Source organism: Paenibacillus sp. FSL k6-2145 (assembly GCF_037976585.1).
GTDB lineage: Bacteria > Bacillota > Bacilli > Paenibacillales > Paenibacillaceae > Paenibacillus.
Genome location: NZ_CP150267.1, coordinates 4,703,191 through 4,721,627 on the forward strand (window position 1 = coordinate 4,703,191; position 18,437 = coordinate 4,721,627).

At 48.8% G+C, this 18,437-nt stretch carries 15 protein-coding genes; 13 read left to right on the plus strand and 2 right to left on the minus strand.

Features of this window, described 5'->3' with window-relative positions; all coding sequences use genetic code 11:
* Nucleotides 1-51: 51 nt before the first annotated feature.
* On the plus strand, nucleotides 52-1,527 hold the full coding sequence (locus NZ043_RS20975) for an aldehyde dehydrogenase family protein (RefSeq protein WP_339309144.1): 1,476 nt from the start codon (nucleotides 52-54) through the stop codon (nucleotides 1,525-1,527).
* 244 nt (nucleotides 1,528-1,771) lie between these two features.
* On the plus strand, nucleotides 1,772-1,924 hold the full coding sequence (locus tag NZ043_RS20980; protein ID WP_164783094.1) for a hypothetical protein: 153 nt from the start codon (nucleotides 1,772-1,774) through the stop codon (nucleotides 1,922-1,924).
* A 122-nt stretch (nucleotides 1,925-2,046) separates the two neighbouring features.
* Here NZ043_RS20980 and NZ043_RS20985 read toward each other — a convergent pair whose 3' ends face one another.
* The gene (locus NZ043_RS20985) at nucleotides 2,047-2,286 is read right to left on the minus strand and encodes a hypothetical protein (protein ID WP_074094612.1); all 240 of its coding nucleotides are present in this window, start codon (nucleotides 2,284-2,286) and stop codon (nucleotides 2,047-2,049) included.
* Nucleotides 2,287-2,708: 422 nt separating this feature from the next.
* On the opposite strand from NZ043_RS20985, the gene NZ043_RS20990 reads away from it, so the two are divergent.
* From NZ043_RS20990 to NZ043_RS21040, 11 genes are all read left to right on the plus strand, one after another.
* Nucleotides 2,709-3,029 (plus strand): hypothetical protein, encoded by a 321-nt coding sequence (locus tag NZ043_RS20990; RefSeq protein WP_074094613.1) that lies wholly within the window; start codon nucleotides 2,709-2,711, stop codon nucleotides 3,027-3,029.
* Nucleotides 3,030-3,083: 54 nt separating this feature from the next.
* Nucleotides 3,084-7,088 carry a type VII secretion protein EssC gene (gene essC, locus NZ043_RS20995; RefSeq protein ID WP_249911061.1) on the plus strand — a complete coding sequence of 1,335 codons (4,005 nt, stop codon included), beginning with the start codon at nucleotides 3,084-3,086 and terminating at the stop codon, nucleotides 7,086-7,088.
* Between the two features lie 16 nt (nucleotides 7,089-7,104).
* A complete protein-coding gene (locus NZ043_RS21000) occupies nucleotides 7,105-7,935 on the plus strand; it encodes a hypothetical protein (RefSeq protein ID WP_339309145.1) in 831 nt (276 codons plus the stop codon).
* A gap of 6 nt (nucleotides 7,936-7,941) precedes the next feature.
* Nucleotides 7,942-8,490, plus strand: coding sequence for a WXG100 family type VII secretion target (locus tag NZ043_RS21005; protein WP_339309146.1), 549 nt, complete (start codon nucleotides 7,942-7,944; stop codon nucleotides 8,488-8,490).
* A gap of 186 nt (nucleotides 8,491-8,676) precedes the next feature.
* Nucleotides 8,677-8,952, plus strand: coding sequence for a WXG100 family type VII secretion target (locus NZ043_RS21010; RefSeq protein WP_017689071.1), 276 nt, complete (start codon nucleotides 8,677-8,679; stop codon nucleotides 8,950-8,952).
* Between the two features lie 158 nt (nucleotides 8,953-9,110).
* Nucleotides 9,111-11,189, plus strand: a complete 2,079-nt coding sequence (locus tag NZ043_RS21015) for a hypothetical protein (protein ID WP_339309147.1) — start codon at nucleotides 9,111-9,113, stop codon at nucleotides 11,187-11,189.
* A 215-nt stretch (nucleotides 11,190-11,404) separates the two neighbouring features.
* A complete protein-coding gene (locus tag NZ043_RS21020) occupies nucleotides 11,405-12,157 on the plus strand; it encodes a vWA domain-containing protein (RefSeq protein ID WP_076330724.1) in 753 nt (250 codons plus the stop codon).
* 10 nt (nucleotides 12,158-12,167) lie between these two features.
* Nucleotides 12,168-13,010: a hypothetical protein gene (locus NZ043_RS21025; RefSeq protein ID WP_076208839.1), complete on the plus strand. Its 843-nt coding sequence runs from the start codon at nucleotides 12,168-12,170 to the stop codon at nucleotides 13,008-13,010.
* Nucleotides 13,011-13,193: 183 nt separating this feature from the next.
* Nucleotides 13,194-14,000, plus strand: coding sequence for an SDR family NAD(P)-dependent oxidoreductase (locus tag NZ043_RS21030; protein ID WP_017689067.1), 807 nt, complete (start codon nucleotides 13,194-13,196; stop codon nucleotides 13,998-14,000).
* Nucleotides 14,001-14,152: 152 nt separating this feature from the next.
* Nucleotides 14,153-16,672 (plus strand): ATP-dependent helicase HrpB, encoded by a 2,520-nt coding sequence (gene hrpB, locus NZ043_RS21035; RefSeq protein ID WP_339309148.1) that lies wholly within the window; start codon nucleotides 14,153-14,155, stop codon nucleotides 16,670-16,672.
* 522 nt (nucleotides 16,673-17,194) lie between these two features.
* Nucleotides 17,195-17,797: a general stress protein gene (locus NZ043_RS21040; RefSeq protein WP_339309149.1), complete on the plus strand. Its 603-nt coding sequence runs from the start codon at nucleotides 17,195-17,197 to the stop codon at nucleotides 17,795-17,797.
* A 175-nt stretch (nucleotides 17,798-17,972) separates the two neighbouring features.
* Here the strand turns inward: NZ043_RS21040 and NZ043_RS21045 are convergent, their stop codons facing one another.
* On the minus strand, nucleotides 17,973-18,365 hold the full coding sequence (locus NZ043_RS21045) for a DUF202 domain-containing protein (protein ID WP_289392078.1): 393 nt from the start codon (nucleotides 18,363-18,365) through the stop codon (nucleotides 17,973-17,975).
* Between the last annotated feature and the right edge of the window lie 72 nt (nucleotides 18,366-18,437).

The window sequence follows — 18,437 nt, forward strand, 5'->3', positions numbered from 1 at the left end:
TACACCGTTGTGCAGGTGTGACATTTAATCTTGATCAGGAGGCGTATTCACATGACTTTAATGGACACTGAACATACAACATGGACGAAACAATATATTAATGGCCAATGGGTAGATGGCTCCGGTGAGAAAACAATGGAGAATATCAATCCTTATACGGGAGAAGTTATTGCCACATGGCGCTCTTCCAATAAGAAAGACATAGATAAGGCTTATCAGTCAGCTCAGAAAAATTCGATTGAATGGGCGAAGTCTTTGCCCGCTGCGAAAGAAGAGGTATTGCGTAAAGTTTCATCCCAGATGACAGAGCGAAAAGAGGAGATTATTCAACTGTTGATCACGGAATCCGGGAGTACCCGAATCAAATCGGAGGCGGAGTTTGCAGCGGCTAAACGCATTGTGGACGAAGCAGCATCTTTTCCTTATCGCATGAAGGGTGAGATTATTCCGTCCAATACTCATGGCAAAGAGAACCGTGTGGTTCGTGAGCCGAAGGGAGTGATTGGTGTTATCGGGCCATGGAACTTCCCTTTGCATCTATGCCTGCGATCTGTAGCTCCAGCAATTGCTCTTGGGAATGGTGTAGTGATTAAACCAGCATCAGACACTCCGATTACGGCAGGTTGGCTCATTGCCGATTTGTTTGAACAGGCTGGTCTGCCTGACGGAGTGCTGAATGTCGTTGCGGGAAGTGGCAGCGAGATCGGGGATTACTTTGTCGCTCATCCGGTTCCCAAAGTAATTTCATTTACGGGTTCCACAGAAGTTGGGCAAGGGATCGGTAAACTGGCGGGTGAACATTTAAAAGAAACGGCACTGGAACTAGGTGGCAACAACGCGATGGTTGTGCTTGAAGATGCGGACATTGAACGTGCTGCCGAAGCGGCAGTCTTTGGCAAGTTTCTGCATCAGGGACAGATCTGCATGGCTCTGAATCGTATCATCGTGCATGCCGATATTTACGACCAATTCGTCGAATCATTTGTTGCCAAAACGAAGAATGTCCAGGCAGGTGATCCGGCGGATGCCAAAACACTCGTGGGTCCACTCATTCGGGAAAAAGAGGTAGAACGATTGCTGGAACTTGTGAACAAAGCTGAAAATGAAGGAGCACAGTTATTGCTCGGGGGGACCAGTAAAGGCAGTGTGCTGTCTCCTACTGTACTTGCCGATGTTCAACCTGAACAAGATATCGTGCAGCAGGAATTGTTTGGCCCGGTGGCAGTGATCATGAAGGCTCATGATGAACAGGAAGCTGTTCGTTTGGCAAATGATACGCCTTATGGACTTAGTGGTTCCGTATTCACCAAAGATCTGAATCGAGGATATCAGGTTGCCCAGCGCATTGAATCGGGTATGGTGCATGTAAATGATCAGTCTGTGAACGATGAAGCGCATGTGATGTTTGGCGGTGAAAAAGCTTCAGGGATTGGACGTTTCGGTGGGGATTGGGCCATTGAGAAGTTTACACGTACGCGTTGGATCAGCATTCAGCACCAATATCGGGAATATCCGGGAGTGAAATAAGTCGAAAAAGAGTGAACTAGCAGGGGCATTTATGAATGTTTAGAGTGGGTTATAAAAAGATCGACAAATCATGCGAAAGTCCGTCTCCAGCTTGGTGGGACGGGCTTTTTGCACAATTTTACACCTCAGCAAAATACGGCTTAATATAAGAGCGGAAAAGCTGTTTGGGGCTGACGCTATCTGGTTATTTATGGATACACGGAAGAATCGATCCGTAAATCCAATGGCAAAGGGGCTTAAATTCATGTCCATTGACCGCTTTATTCTGAGGAAACTGAATACCTGTCAGGAAGAACATACACGTGCCAATTTGGTTCGGCTGTTTGTCATTCGTATTCGTAAAGCCGAGATTGCGGAAGAACATGATGCCGCCTATGTCCTGAGCAAACTGCACTGAGTGATGGCTGCTAATAATTGCGATCCGCTGTTAACGTGTATACAACTCAAAAAAGGAAGCTTGTCTATAACGACAGCTTCCTTTTTCATGTCTTGTAATGAATGTGTCTTGGTTGACTCCTTTTAATATAAAGATAAAGCAAGGGAGTCGTTTTCACTTCGACTGTGGAGAATGGCTTCTCCATTAACAATCTCAATACTAATTAAAGAATGCAGACATTTTTGAATGGCGCGTTTACCGTTGCTAATTTTATGCTCAAGAGCACTGCTAAGCAATCTTAATGTCTTCTGCATAGGTTGTTTGTTTTCTTGATTAAAATATACAGGGATTGATTTGTTTTGAAAGGTTATTAGGGTTCTCACTTGAAATCACCTCACGGTTGTTATTTCATACAGGTAATATTAAATTCCAATGCTTAAAATTACCTTAAAATCAGCTTATGAAAACATAAAGGTGGGTAATGTTTGAAAAGTGTTCACAATTCAATTGTGAGCGAAGGAATAAAAGTCCTGAAAAACGTAACTTAATTACCATTTAAATGGAACAAAAAACGAAGAGTTTCGTATCCTCGCAATATTTAAATGCATAACTGCCACGAAAGTTCTGAGTCGAATGTACGATATTTTAATATATACGTGGGTCATATGTAACAAAATTACAGGTGGTACATTGCAAACAGGGTGTTTATGTAAGAAAATAGGGTTGATATAACGATTCATTCTCTTTTTTTTGATTTAATCTGACATTAGGACAATTTACATATGAGACCATGGGAGGGATTCGGATGATTCTAACCGTGTATTCCGGCCGCGAGGAAGGAGAATGGTTCGACATTGATGTTCCGGACGAATGTACCATTGAACATTTGAAGACATTACTCGGTGTTCGCATTTTTGGACAGGCACCGGGAGACGGCATTCAGTACATCCTTGAAGCCAAGTTTCCGGAAGGTCTGTGGTTCTCTCCGCAGAACGCACAGCAGTTAATGGAAACAGGGCTGCGACAAGGCAGTTGCGTACGTGTCCAGCGGGCTTTTTCAACGACTTCGGAAGAAGCGCCTGTATATGGAAGACGTTCATTGTTTCAACAGGACAGCAACGAATAGGGCTTTTGAACGTATACATTCATTATTGAACGAACTAAAGGAGGTCTTCTCTTCGTGAATGTGTTATATCAGCGTTCTCCAAGAATGACACCGGTTCTCAAGGAAGAAGGACTCGAAATACTCAGGCCTCCAACAGAACCGAGCAAACCCACGTTTTCCATGATATCCATTATTGTGCCGATCATGATGACCATGGTCAGCATTGGTTTCTACGTATATATCAATATGACCGGCAAAATGAATAACAGCAGTTATATGATGTTTCAGATGATGACGGTCATGATGATGCTTACTTCTTACACCATTCCATTCTTCGTGTATCTGAGCAACAAGAAATCATATCGCAAAAAATTGGAAGAACGAAAAACAATGTATCTTGCCCAACTGGACAAACACCGGGAAGAACTGAAGGAAGCTCAGGCGGAGCAAGTGAAAAGCCTGTACGAAATTCATGGTGATCCGGGTGTGTGTCTTCAAGTGGTGAAGAACCGGAACAGTTCCCTGTGGGAGCGTTCACCAGAGGATGATGATTTCCTTCAGGTGCGCATTGGTACGGGAGAGATTCCATTTCGCATCAAACTTCAGGTTCCGCGGATTGATGGATACGAGAAGGATGAGCTAATTGAAGCGGCCCATGAACTTGCGGCTGAATTCCAGACGGTACCGGATGCTTCCATTACATTGCCTTTGTTCCAATCGAAGGTTATGGGACTTGTCGGTGATCGGGAGGAAGTGCTTGCTTCCCTGCGAGTCATCATCTCACAGCTGACAGTACGCCATTCTCCGGATGAATTGAAGCTTGCTGCTTTCTATGAAGAAAAGGACAGCAAGGAATGGGACTGGCTTCGCTGGATGCCCCATATCTGGGATGAAGACCAAGGACAACGCTATATGGCCGACAGGCACAGCGGTGCGCATCAATTAGCGGACAGCTTGTTTTCCGTGTTGAACCGGCGTCGTAACAATAAGGAAGACCGTTACAAGAAAAGCGTACAAACGCCATGTTACGTTGTAATTCTCTCCGATACGCAATTGATTGAAGAAGAACCGTTACTTCCGCTGCTGCTGGAGTCGGCTCAGGACATTGATGTATGCACCATCATACTGGCTAATCGCAAGGAGTCTCTACCGATGCATTGTCAGTTGATTATGGATGCCTCGAAAGGCAAAGGGGTGTATATCAAAAAAACGGAAGATGCAGATGTTATTCAACAAACGTACAAGCCTGATGTGATCTCGAAGGAGATGGCAGAGGCACTTTCCCGTTATATGTCACCGATCCGGTTAAAGCGGTCATCTGCTTCAGATATCCCACAAGTGCTTCCGTTATTCGATATGCTGAGCACATCTCGCGTGGAAGATCTGGATGTGGTGTCCAGGTGGGGACAGACGAGATATCCTGACACACTGCCCGTACCAATGGGTGTACGAGCTGGCGGCAAAAAAATAGCGATAAACCTGCATGACAAAATTGAACGTCAGGGTCATGGTCCCCATGGTCTGATTGCAGGTACAACCGGTTCAGGTAAAAGTGAAGTCATCCAGTCCATCGTAGCTTCACTCGCTGCTGAATTCCATCCACACGATCTGGCCTTCATGCTGATTGACTATAAAGGTGGCGGGATGTCCAATACATTTGTTGATCTGCCTCATGTGGTAGGGACGATCACCAATCTGGATGGCAATCTGATCGAGCGGGCGAATATCTCACTTCGGGCCGAACTGGTCAGAAGGCAAAAAATATTAAATGATGCGGGAAACCTCCAGCATATTGATGAATATTACAAAATTCTGCGCTCCAGACATGAACAGCCACTTCCGCATCTGGTTATTATCATTGACGAGTTTGCTCAATTGAAGCGGGACCAGCCGGAGTTCATGGATGAATTGATCAGTATCGCGGCCATTGGCCGGACACTTGGGGTTCATCTAATTCTGGCAACCCAAAAGCCAGCTGGTGTTGTGGACGATAAAATATGGAGTAATTCGCGCTTCCGGATCTGCCTTCGCGTACAGAGTGAGGGAGATAGCAGGGATATGATCAAGATTCCAAATGCTGCCTGGATTACAAAGCCTGGTCGTGGATATTTCCAGGTTGGTAGTGATGAAGTGTTTGAAGAAATGCAATTCGCCTGGAGTGGTGCACCCTATAACCAGCAGGAGGATTCAACGACGGTATTGCCTGTTATGGAAGTACGCCTGAACGGTAAGCGGGAGCCTCTGTTAACTGGAGAGCGTAGAGCCGTTCTCAAAGGTGAAGATGTTCCGAAACAGCTTCAGGTATTTATTGATTATGTTGCGCAGTCTGCAGCGGATGCGGGTATCCGTCGTTTGCCAGGACCATGGTTGCCACCTTTACCAGAGACACTGGAATGGGAAGGTCTTCAGGAATGGCAGGAAGAAGAGAATCGGGATCTGCTGCTTGATGGCGGAGCGAGTGGTCTGAAACCACTGGTTGGTTTGCTGGATGATCTCCCTAATCAGCGCCAACAGCCGCTCGCATTGCCTGTGGATCAAGGCCATCTGGTCGTGTACGGCATGCCGGGACTAGGAAAAACAACTTTTGTTCAGACCTTGCTTATGTCTCTGGCCCGTTCCCACAGAACTGAGCCTTGGCATGGTTACATTATCGACATGGGTCGCATGATGAAGGACTTTGCAGCACTACCTCAGATCGGTGGCGTGATGATGGCTGAAGAGGAAGACCGGATCAAGCGGTTATTCCGCTATATTCTCAAGCTGTCAGCACAACGCAAAGATATCATCTCGGAGGCGGGTGTTAAAACGATTTCGGCGTACCGCCGGACAGCTCACGCGGCTGTACCGCAGGTTGTGGTCGTTATCGATGGTTATCTTTCATTCCGCAATGCCTATCCGGAAGAAAATGAACTTCTGGAGACGATCCTGCGTGAAGGCGGAAGTTTGGGTATCACCTTTGTGCTCACCGCCAATCGGGTAACAGATGTATTTGAAAAATTCAGAAGCAATATTCCCAATGCGGTTTCATTTGAGTTATCCGATCCAAGCGATTATTATTATGCCGTGGGAAGACCTTCCAAGGCGCCAAGCCAACTTCCGCCAGGAAGAGGTCTGGTCAAAGGGCAAGTGCCTCCATTAATGTTCCAGGCGGCATTACCTTCTTCAGGGGCAGATGAGGGCAAGCGTTCATCGGCACTGCGCCGTACGATTGCTGAGATTCGCCAAGGCTGGACAGGGGAAGAAGCACCGCAGATTGCTCCACTTCCGGAAGAGATCAAACTGAAAGATCTGCTCATTCGGACAGGATCATATGGTCAGGCTTGGGATACATCGTCTGTAACTGTCCCTGTGGGACTGCTTACGGATGATCTGGAACCATTCGAGCTTAATCTGCGTGAAGGTCCGCATTTCATGGTAACAAGTCCGATGGAAGGCGGCAAAACAACATTTTTATTGACATGGATGTTATCACTGGCTTATCATGCTTCTCCGGAAGATGTGCAAATATACACAGTAGATATGCGTTATGGCTCAGGTGGGCTGGGGGAAATCAGCAGTTTGCCCCATGTCCGTGGACATGTATCGCGAGAAGAACAGCTTGCACCTGTGATTCAACAGTTGTACGATGAAGTTCTGAAAAGAGGCGAGATTTCCGGTGGACCGGAACTTGTGCTCGTCATCGATGATGCGGACACCTTGTCCAAGCAGCTAAACGATTTTAATGTAAAAGATCAATTGGGAGCGATTGTTCGTCAAGGAAGGGATCGCGGTGTACACGTGATTCTGTCCGGGGTTCCGGCAGACTTCCCGACCTTCGGTTCTGACTGGGTAACGGATGTGAAGGCTTCCCAGAGCGGAATGCTGTTCGGGACTTTAGACCCTAACGATCTCTCGTTCTTCCGTATACCTTATTCCGAATCTGGAGGTAGTTCAGGTGGGCTGAAGGTACTGCCTCCGGGTCAAGGTTATTATGTAAAACGTAAATATTCCAGGGTTAAAGGTGCAGTTCCATGTGATGACAGCTGGAAAATGACCGATTGGATTTCTGAAATTCGTGACCGATGGCATGTTGTAGTTTGAGGGGAGGTGGCTCATAATGTTGACGGTTCATGATTCTAAGCAAAAGGTAGTCACGTTGCAAACAAAGGAACTTTTTTTCCTAGCTGGTATTCTCGGTTCAGACCGACTGCTTGGTGTGGAAGATCCGTTTCGCGGCTATATGGCGGAGGATATCGCGATGGAGTGGGAGCGTGTCAAAACCTCCCTGCTTGACAAAGGATATCTGATTCGGGATCAGGATACCGATGAGCTGATCATGACACCGACCGTTTTCTCCAGGGTAGCCATTGCCGGATTGTCTGACAGAGCTTGTTGGATTCGCTACACGATCAACGGCAAGTCGTATGAGAGTTATATCCATTGCACGGATGAGCGGGTCGTTGAAGTTTCCCGTGTTGACGAAGTACCGGACTCGTTCCGGCTCAGCGATCTGGGAAGTGTTCGTGAAGCCATTGATGTTCTGATAGAGCGGATGAAATGGAGCGGCCATTCTCCTGCGGAGAAACCGGCCCTAATGTGCTCCAAGAAAAAATTTTATGATGTCATGAATGAGCTCGAAAACAGCGGAGTACAGACCGTAGCAGCGGAACTCGAACAGGAGACAAGTGATCCTGAGGGCTCACTAGCACTGGCACGCTGTCTGGTGGGTAAGGAGTCAGACGGGGAGCTCAGGTTGCTTGTATGGAATGAAGACGGGTGGAAGTCGCAGTCGGCAGCATTTGCTGCAAGTGCGGTATCCAACTGGTTGTTCCGGATGAGCACTGCGGCTTCAGATGATTGGCTTGTTGCAGCACTAACGACTAGAGAACAGTTTCACGAGATGCTGCTGGACTGGCTTAAACAGCCTGCAGGGGAAGAGGAAAGGTGATGGTAAATGCGCATTCGTGTGGAACCGGATGTGCTTCGGGCACTGAGCAAGCAGATTCAGTATGCAGCGGAGCAAATACAGCAAAAGATGACAGTGTTGGATCAGGCGATTCATTCGCTGGAGTGGGAGGTAGAATCCCGCGCAGCGGTGATGAATGAATGGAATCACAGTAAACGACTGGGCGAGGATGCGCTGCGTCGATTAATGGACTTAAGCGTACAGCTGGGACGCAAAGCGTTGTTATTCCAGCAGGCAGACATGGAGTATCGTTCCGTGCTGAGTCATGTGAACACAGCCTATGGTAATGCGGTCAATATGCTGAATGTTCTTCAGAACAATCGTACAGGAGAAATCATGCCTGCACATTCTGCAACTGTAGCTGTAGTATCCGATCCCCTTTCCGCAATGGCGGCCGTATATCGTGTTCAGGATGCCGCTCCGCCTGATGGCTCCCCGGCTACACTGGTGCAGGCTATGCAGCCTGAGCCTGTAGCATGGAGATTCACAGATCCTTCCTTTCGGGGAAGAAGAGGGTCCGAGCCTGTGGTTTCCTGAACAGCATGAATAAAAGTAACAGCAGGAAGTGAATCTTTTTTTGTAAATAGGCTGTTAGGAGAAGTTTCAAGTACTGAAAATGGGGTAAATAGGATTAGGTCCTTCGGCTTTTGTCCGATCGATCCTGGTATAGTACAATTTGAACAAGTAAAAATTTAATTGCACAAACCAAGGAGGAATTTACAAATGGCAGGACGTATTTTAGTTACCCCAGAGCAGCTTGATCAGGTTTCCAACCAATTTAAACAAAGCGGTGAGCAAAGTCAGCAAATCGTATCTACATTGACTCAATCCATCACAAGCATGGAAGGACAATGGGAAGGTATGACAAAGCAACGCTTCTTCCAAGAGTTCCAAGAAGCTAGCAAACAAATGCAATCATTCGTTCAAACGCTGAACAGCATCAGCGCTGAACTTACAGCTATTGCTAACAAATTCCGTACAGCTGACCAAGCTCGTTAATCTGCTTTACATAGATCAGGCCGATGTGAAGTCTGAATTCGTCCTGAATTATAGGTGGATAGCAAGCTGAAGATGTACAACTACAGCAAAAACCGGGCGTTGTCACAACACCCGGTTTTTGCTGCAACTATGACACTAGGACAGAGAGAGGGATAAGCATGTCTTTTCAACCAAATCCCGGGGATGAAGTGGTGATTAACGACATTGCCTATACGATTGGGCAACATCCGGCTGCGCCGGGTCTGGCTTATGCCCAAGCCGGAAGGCAGGGGATTGTTTATCAGTTGATACCCCGTAATGGTTCCATTCATGGGGCCAAAGCACTAAAAGTATTTTTTCCTAAATTCCGTATTCCAGCTATGGTGTATCAGTCTGAACATATGGAGTCTTACAGTGAACTGCCAGGTTTGCAGGTATGCAAGCGTGATGTGCTCACTCCGGAAAGAAACGGAGCGCTCATTGGAAAACATCCCGATCTGTTATATGCGGTGTTGATGCCATGGGTGCAAGGTCAGACCTGGTTCGATGTGATCAGTGATCAGAGACAGTTGACGGCTGAAGAGAGCCTGAAGCTGGCCAGAGCGCTTGCTGGAACAGGTTCGGCTATGGAACAACGTGGACTGGCTCATTGCGATATGTCCGCTCCCAATGTAATGATTCCGTTTTTTTCCGAAGTGGAGAACCTGGGGAAGACGTCTGCGGTAGAACTTGTGGATGTCGAGCAGATGTACGGTTCCAAAATGGATCGTCCGGATGCCCTGCTTGCCGGGTCACCCGGTTATGCAGCCCATCGAACAGTGCACAGCGGTTTGTGGAGTTCATATGCTGACCGATTTGCCGGAGCTGTTATTATTGCTGAAATGTTAAGCTGGTCGGACCCTGTGATTGTAGAGAAAGCGTGGGGCGAAAGTTATTTTGACCAGCATGAAATGCAAACAGTGAGTGAACGGTATTATGCGATGCGGGAGTCCCTTGAGAAGCGTTGGGGTTCCAAACTGTCAGATCTGTTCATTCGAGCTTGGGAAAGTCACGATCTGAGCAGCTGTCCGACGTTTGGTGAGTGGTATGTTGCATTGGCTGCGGTAGACGTGGATCAGGCCAATGCGGCGGCTGCTGTGACATCGGAAGAAGAAACTGCCAATCCGTCCGAAGCAGCTGATGTGAATCTGAAAAAGAGCTCAGAACCAGTAAGTGAACCGGTGAATACGCAAGACGGGAACCGTCCTCAAACGCCGCAATCTCCCGATCAGGAAGCGGTTGTGAACCGTCTGTTCCTGCAAGCAAGAGCCCTGGAGGATGAAGATAAACCGGCTGCAGCACTGGAAGTGTACCGCTCGCTTTATCATTTTATCCCTCATAACAGCGCGATGCAGATGGAAGTTGAGGCTGCAATCAAGGAACTGGATGCCAAGCTTAATCCAAAAGAAGACACAGACAAACCTGTACCTGTGCCATTCTACAGATCCAAAAAGTTCATGATTTCCTCCGCTGTGCTTATTCTATTGCTGGCAGGTGGCGTGCCAACGGTTAAAATACTCGCCGATCAGGCAGAGGTGAAACAGAAAGAACAGCAGGAAGCCACACGACTGGCAGAGATCAAAGCTGCGGAAGAGGCTGAAGCAGCAAAGGCAGCTGCGCTCAAACAACAGGAAGAACAAGAGAAGCAAAAGGCCGCAGATGCTGCAAAACTGGACGCAGAGGAAAAGAAAAAGCTCGCTGAAGCCAAGCAGAAGGAAGCGGAAGCAAAGAAAAAAGAAGAAGAACGTAAGGCGTTACAAGCCAAGTACGACAAACAGGCGAAATATGAGGCCTATCTGGTGAAGCAGGAGCAGCAGAAGAAAGAAGCCGCTAAGAGAGCGCAGCAGGAGAAGTACGATAAACAGGCAAAATATGAAGCTTATCTGGTCTGGAAAAAAGAGAATGATGCCAAGCTTGCAAAACAGGAAGCGGAGCGTAAAGCGGCAGCTGAAGTTAAACGTCAACAGGAGATTGCTCAGAAAGCAGCTCTGAAGAAAAAACGTGCCCAGAATGTGGTCACGCTGATTGCTCATTATAATAAGACGTATAACGCGCAAAAAGGCAGAAAAATTGAAAATGCGGAAGCATATGCCCGTGATTTCAAAAATCTTTACAATACCGATGCTTCCTATTTCAAAGGTGTCGGCAAAGTGGCCGCTCGAATGAGTGCCATTAACAAATTCCTGAGCAACAACAGCTACACGTTGCCCAACTTATAGTACGTGTTCAAAAAGGACGGTTTTCAGTACCGAGAAGATGGGATGAAGCTAGAAATGGAGTAGCGGAGCGTAGGGAAAACTACGTGAGCAACGGACATTTCGGCTGAATTTCATATTCGATGCTGATGATGCCTGAAGGCATCCTTCGTAATCAAAAGCGGACTTTTTGAACAACCTTGTAAATTAATGTGAATGATGGAGGTGACTCACCCTAGATGAACTACACGATTCAAGCATCACAGCGTACACCTGCACTTATTATATATTTAATTGATATTAGCGCCTCCATGAACATGGTTCTGGAAAATCGTCGACGGATTGACGTCGTCTATGATGCCCTATCTCTCGCGATCCGCCAAATGGTGTTTCGCTCTACAAAGGGAAATCGTCTGACACCTCGCTATCGTATAGCCATATTAGCTTACAGCGATGATGTATATGACTTGTTGAACGGTATCAAAGGAATTGACGAGATCGCTGCCGTTGGTTCTCTGCCTGACTTGACACCGAAACGGTTTTCAGATTCTGCGAAGGCTTTCCTGCAGGCGGAAAAGATTCTGCAGGCCGAAATTCCGAATATGCAGGATTGTCCTGCACCACTTGTGTGCCATATGACCGATGGGGTAGCCACAGGTGAAGATCCTGAGCCCATTGCGAAAAGAATCATGGGCATGAGTGTACCTGACGGCAATGTACTGGTGGAGAATATTTTTATATCGGATCATCTGCTGGAAGGACCAATTGCTGAACCTAGAAGATGGAAGGGAATCTCTTCGGAAACAAATCTACAGGATGAGCATGGAGAGAAGCTGCGGAATATGTCATCCGTCCTGCCCGAAAGTTATCGGGAAATGCTTGTTGAAGCTGATTATTTGCTTGCACCCGGTGCACTCATGATGCTGCCAGGTACATGTGCAGAATTGGTATCAATCGGGTTCCAGATGTCCGCTGCTACGCCTGTGAGATAGGAGGGGAATCATGAGAGCGATGCGTTTGGCAACATTGTCTGCTGGAGATAAGGGGGGCCATGCCGAGCAACGGCATGGCAACTTTCGCTATGTGAGTGTACAGACCGGGGAACAGCCGCTAACTCGCTATCAGGGCACATTCAAGTGCAGATATGGTTATGGCAGAGCGGCTGAGACGGTACATCAGGGAGATACCGGACAGGACTTTGCTGCGGTGCGTATGAAAGGGAATATTTGCAATTTTGTTTTGTGTGATGGGGTAGGCATGAGTTACCTGGGCGATTTTGCAGCGCGTTTTCTAGGGAATGCTTTGCTGGATTGGTTGGAAACAACGCAACACACAACGGTAGAGGGTGTTGAGCGTCTTCTCCATGATCTAACCCTTCCTGCATCTGAGCAATTGGAGAAATTACAGCCACTGGAAAGTTCCCCTTTGTTGCTGCGTGAAGTGTTGATGGAAAAGCGAAGTCGGGGCAGTCAGGCCATGTATGTATGTGGACGGATCGAGCTCACGGGAGGCGGCCGCAAAAGTCGGGTGTGGCTTGCGTGGCAAGGAGATTCCCGTATTCGCCTGTGGCGTAATGGTCAGGAACAGTCTGAATTATTTCAGACTCACTGCAAGACAAATGAGCGTTGGTCTACACTCGAAGGTCCCGTTGGAGGTAAACCGCACATCTATGAGACAAAAGGTTCAGCAGGTGATTCGCTGCGGCTCCAGTTATATACGGATGGACTGAACGACCTGGATGCCATACAAGCCTATGTCCCGGATGAACACATTCAGGTATTGCTGGATGCTACACATACCGGCGGACTTGAAGATGATGCCGCTTTCATTGAGCTGGAATGGTGAGTGCCAGTTATAAAGTTGTGGACCGATCCTGAAGTTGCTGTGACGTTGGTGTAGCTCAATGGTGAAAAAACTTGCTGGTGTTGATTTAAAAGACACTCTTTTTGGGTAATCTTGTGAAGAATTGACTTTGAGCTTGAACGTACATTCTTACATAATTGCTAAAATGAAGGAGTGGGATGGATAATGACACAGCATAACGGCAAGTCACGGTTCCAAGGCAAGGTTGCGATTATTACCGGAGCAGGCTCCGGGATTGGGAAAGCCACTGCGGTCAAGCTGGCTAAAGAGGGTGCACATGTTGCATTGTTTGATCTGGTGAATGATCGGATCTCGGAAACGGAAGCAGAGATTAATGCGCTGCACCCCGGTGCGGCAAGAGCATTTGATGTAGACATTTCCGACCCGGCACGTGTGGAAAAGGCTGTACTGGAAACCGTTGAGTTATTCGGCGGTTTGGATATTGTTTTTGCCAATGCGGGCATTAACGGTGTCTCGGCACCCATTGAGGAGATTCAGGTTGAGGATTGGCAGCAGATTATTACAACCAACCTGAATGGTACATTTTTCACGATTAAATATGCATTGCCTCACGTGAAAAAACGGGGTGGCGGCAGTATCATCATCACGAGTTCGATTAATGGCAATCAACGTTTCTCAAGCTTTGGCATGTCGGCGTACAGCACGTCCAAGGCAGGACAGGTTGCTTTTGCCAAGATGGCTGCACTTGAGCTGGCGAAGTTCAAGATACGTGTGAACGTGATCTGCCCAGGAGCGATTGCGACAAATATCGATCAAAGTACGGTCAAAACGGATGATCTGCAACAGATCATTATTCCGATGGAGTTCCCGGAAGGACAGCAACCGCTTGCGGACGGGCCGGGTCAGCCGGAACATGTTGCCGATCTGGTAAGCTTCCTTGCATCGTCCGAATCCAGACATATTACCGGAGCAGAGATCGTGATTGATGGTGCAGAATCATTGCTCAGCTAAGTGAGCATTCTGGATAAATTTCATTTTTGCTAAGGCGTGTCTTAGGGTGTGTCTGCGATAGTCGTTCCTCTGGAACGGCTTTTTTTGTTATAATGCTAACATTCGAATAGAGATATTGAAGAGCAGTAGGTACATTCAATAGGAGCGATCATATGCATATAGAGTTACCGATACAAGAGGTTATTCCTGAGTTAAAACAGTTATTTCGGGATCAAGATACAGGTGTGTTAATTGCAGAGCCAGGAGCGGGAAAAACAACTGTTGTACCGCTGGCTTTGCTGGAAGAACCGTGGGTTGCGGGACGGAAAATCATAATGCTGGAACCCCGGAGGCTGGCCGCGCGTTCGGCTGCGTCGAGACTGGCGGCTACGCTTGGGGAAAAAGCGGGTCAGACTGTAGGATATCGTGTACGCATGGATACCCGGGTGAGTCAGGGGACACGCATTGAAGTGGTGACGGAAGGGGTATTGACCCGGATGTTGCAGCAGGACCAGGGTCTTGAAGATACGGCAATGATTATATTCGATGAATTCCATGAGCGGCATCTACACGGGGACTTGGGCTTGGCCCTTACATTGGAGTCGCGAGCGATGTTACGTCCAGATCTGAAACTGTTGGTCATGTCGGCTACCCTTGATCCTGTTCCCGTCTGTGCATTGCTTGGCGAAGGTACAAAATCAATTCACTGTCCGGGACGCACGTTTCCGGTGGAAACACGATATGTGCCGAGACCAGCAGCTATGCCGCTGGAACAATTCACGGCTCAGACGGTGACCAAGGCATTAGTCGAACAGGAGGGGGACGTGCTTGTTTTCCTTCCAGGGGCTAGAGAGATACACCGTACAGAGCGGGAGTTATCAAATGGATCTCTTCCTGGACATGTGAAAGTTCATTCCCTGTATGGCAGTATGCCGGTGGAACAACAGGATGAGGCCATACGTCCGGCGGCTGAGGGTACGCGCAAAGTGGTGCTGTCCACCTCCATTGCGGAATCCAGTCTCACACTCGCTGGAGTTAAGATTGTGGTAGACGCAGGGCTGAGTCGTGCATCGGCATTCTCGCCGCGAACGGGCATGAGCCGGCTTGTCACCCTGCCGGTGTCCAAGGCGTCAGCCGACCAACGGAGGGGTCGTGCGGGGCGAATTGCCCCGGGGGTGTGTTACCGGCTATGGAGCGAAGAGGTTCATGGGGGGCTGCCTGAGGCAGCTCGCCCGGAGATCACTTCCGCGGATCTTGCGCCGCTGGCGCTGGAGCTTGCCGTCTGGGGTGTCCAGTCCCCAGCAGAGCTGCAATGGCTGGACACCCCGCCTGACGCCGCCTACGGCCAGGCACAGGCGTTGCTGCGCCAGCTGGGCGGCCTGGACGACGCAGGCCGCATCACGCCCTTCGGGCGGCGGATGAACACGCTTGGCGTGCATCCGCGACTGGCCAGCATGCTGCTCCGCGCAGCGGAGCTTGGGCTGGCCAGCTACGCCAGCATGCTGGCGGCACTGCTGCAGGAGCCTGCCGGCCTCCGCAGCAGTGGCAGTGCAGGCGCGGGCACGGACCTCCGCCCGCGCGTAGAGGCGCTGCTGACCGCTGACAGCAGCAATATGCCGCAAGCGGCAGCGGCTGTCGCAGACGGCGCGGCCGTGCGGCGCATGCTCCAGGAGAGCCGCCAGCTGCGCTCGGCGCTCGGCCCGGCGGCCGATCCGGTGCAGCCGGATGAGGACAGCTGCGGATTGCTGCTGTCCTTCGCCTATCCGGACCGGATCGGGCAACGCCGGGAGGACGGCCGCTATCTGCTGAGCAGCGGTCGCGGCGTACGGCTCGCAGCGACAGAATCGCTGAGCCGTTCAGCGTATCTGGTCGCAGCCGAAGCAGACGACCAGGGCGCAGATGCACGTATCCTGCTGGCTGCGCCGTTGCAGGAGCAGACCTTGTTGCAGGCAGGTCAGCACTTGCTGCACAATGAAGTGCAAGTGGCTTGGGATTCCAATACTCGCAGCGTGCGCGCACATAAGAGACTTCGTATTGGAGCCCTTGTGATTAAAGAGAGCAGTATTGCACAGCCGCCTGAAGATCAGGTGCTGGAAGCACTATTAACCGGAATTCGAATGGAAGGGCTGGATTGTCTGCCCTGGACAAAAACATCCAGACAACTTGCGGACAGGCTACGGTTCTTGCATCTCCATCTACCTGAGTGGCCTGACCTGATTGAAGATGATCTGACAGAAGAGTTGGCAGAACATCTTACCCCTTATCTGACAGGCATGCGTTCGGCAGCTGACCTCAAGAGATTGTCGATGCATGATGTATTACTGGGTGGATTGAGCTGGACGCAACGACAACAACTGGACGATGAAGCGCCGACGCATATACAGGTGCCCAGTGGTTCACGTATTCCTGTGGACTACAGTCGTCCAGAGGACCCTGCGCTGGCGGTAAGATTACAGGAGATGTTTGGACAACAGGAGACACCGCGTATAGCGGGTGGGCGAGTCCCGTTGACCATCCACTTGTTATCGCCGGCTCAGCGACCTGTACAGGTCACACGAGATTTGGCCAATTTCTGGCGAGAGACGTACTTTGATGTCAAAAAAGATCTGAAAGGTCGCTATCCGAAGCATTACTGGCCGGATAATCCACTTGAAGCGGTCGCCACAAATCGGGCTAAACCGCGGGGGAAATAGATTAATTATTTCGTTTTTTCAGATATCAACGACACGTGTCTGGAGCAGAACCATGGAGCGGAGCGCTAACGAACCTGTGACGTCTTATTCAGCGATTTGAAGCGCCCTCAGTAATCTAAGGAATCTGAAACACGCTATATTTGAATAACCAGCCGTTTACAACGGGTTTGTCAGGTAATTTTGGTAAATAACGTGTCTCATGTTCCTTACAAAATAAAAGGAGGACCCGAAGGCTAAATAAGACGTCCTCGGTTCCTTAGAAAATCTTCTGGACAATTCGCCAGGATCAGCCAGCCTGTACTTCAAGCTGTTTTGGACGCCCACGTCCTTCAACGTAGAGCATGCCTGACAATGTATCACATGCCTGAGTTTGAAGACACACCATAATGAGGGAATAAAAAGGAATGAACCTCAGCAATTCATTGCTATTAACACATACGATATTGACTTGCAAGCGTTTGAAAGAAACGAAGGCGGGTAATAACATAACGAACCACTCAATCAGATGAGGAGGGATTCATTATGCAAAAGAAAATCGTAGGTGTGTTTAATACAGAACGTGAAGCATCGCAGGCTATCGAGGGTTTGAAGGCACAAGGATTCACTTCAGACGAGATCTCGGTTGTTACGCAAGATCGGGATGAATTGAAGGCGATTCGGGAAGAGACAGGTACAAAAGCCCCTGAGGGTGTGGCTGCTGGTGCAGCAACAGGTGGTGTACTTGGTGGCGTAGCCGGTCTGCTTGCAGGTATTGGTGCACTAGCCATACCCGGTATAGGACCGATTCTGGCCGCAGGCCCTATCGCAGCAGCATTTACCGGTGCAGCTGTAGGTGCGGGAGCTGGAGGATTGGTGGGGGGGCTGGTCGGTCTCGGTATTCCGGAAGAGGACGCTAAACAGTATGAGGAGTATGTACAGAATGGTAAAATCCTGCTGCTCGTAGACTCTACGGATCGGGACACCGATGTGTACGATGTGTTTAGCAGCAACAGCCAACTTAATCGGGACAGAGCGCAAGCTCATCGTACAGATGTTCCTGCTGAACGTCCGGATCTCGATATGGAAGAACGCAGACTGGAAGCCCAAACCAAAGCAGCACGATTGGGCAACAATACATTCCTGTAATCTTGCCGCATTGAGTTGATATGAAATAGAATCTAATGACTTACTATCTGCAAAATGGAATGACATATATGATCCACCAGATGGTCATTAGCCGGTTTCCTTAAGGGAAGCCGGCTTTTGTCCCTGTGTTGCATATGGGTCGGTGTCAATAATGTCGGATGGTGTTTTTACCCAGTCAAGCAGGGAATAACAATACATATAACAGTACAGCCAAAGCGAGTCCAATCACCAGTAGCATCATGGTAAGAAACCGGATTAATCCGGTCGATGCCTGAAACGTCTGTTCATTGATTTGTGTACGCTTCCGATGATACGCTGCTGCCGAGTACACAATGATGGATATGCCGCCAATCAGAGAAGTGATACCGGTAATAATCGCCGCAACATGAGCAAGTTGATCATACGCCGACGAATTGAAGCCAAATCCGGCAGCAAGAAAGCCAATGCCCGCCATGGCAATACCCGTGCGTACCCAGGCCAGAAAAGTTCGCTCGTTAGCCAGATGTTGTTGGACATACTTGGAGTCAGTAGTGGTTACGTCTTTGTCTGTTAAAGAAATGTGAATCAACTCCGTTCATTAAATATACGGCTTCATTGTACTTTGTTTTTATCGCAAAACCAAGAAAGGATGGCTGAATGT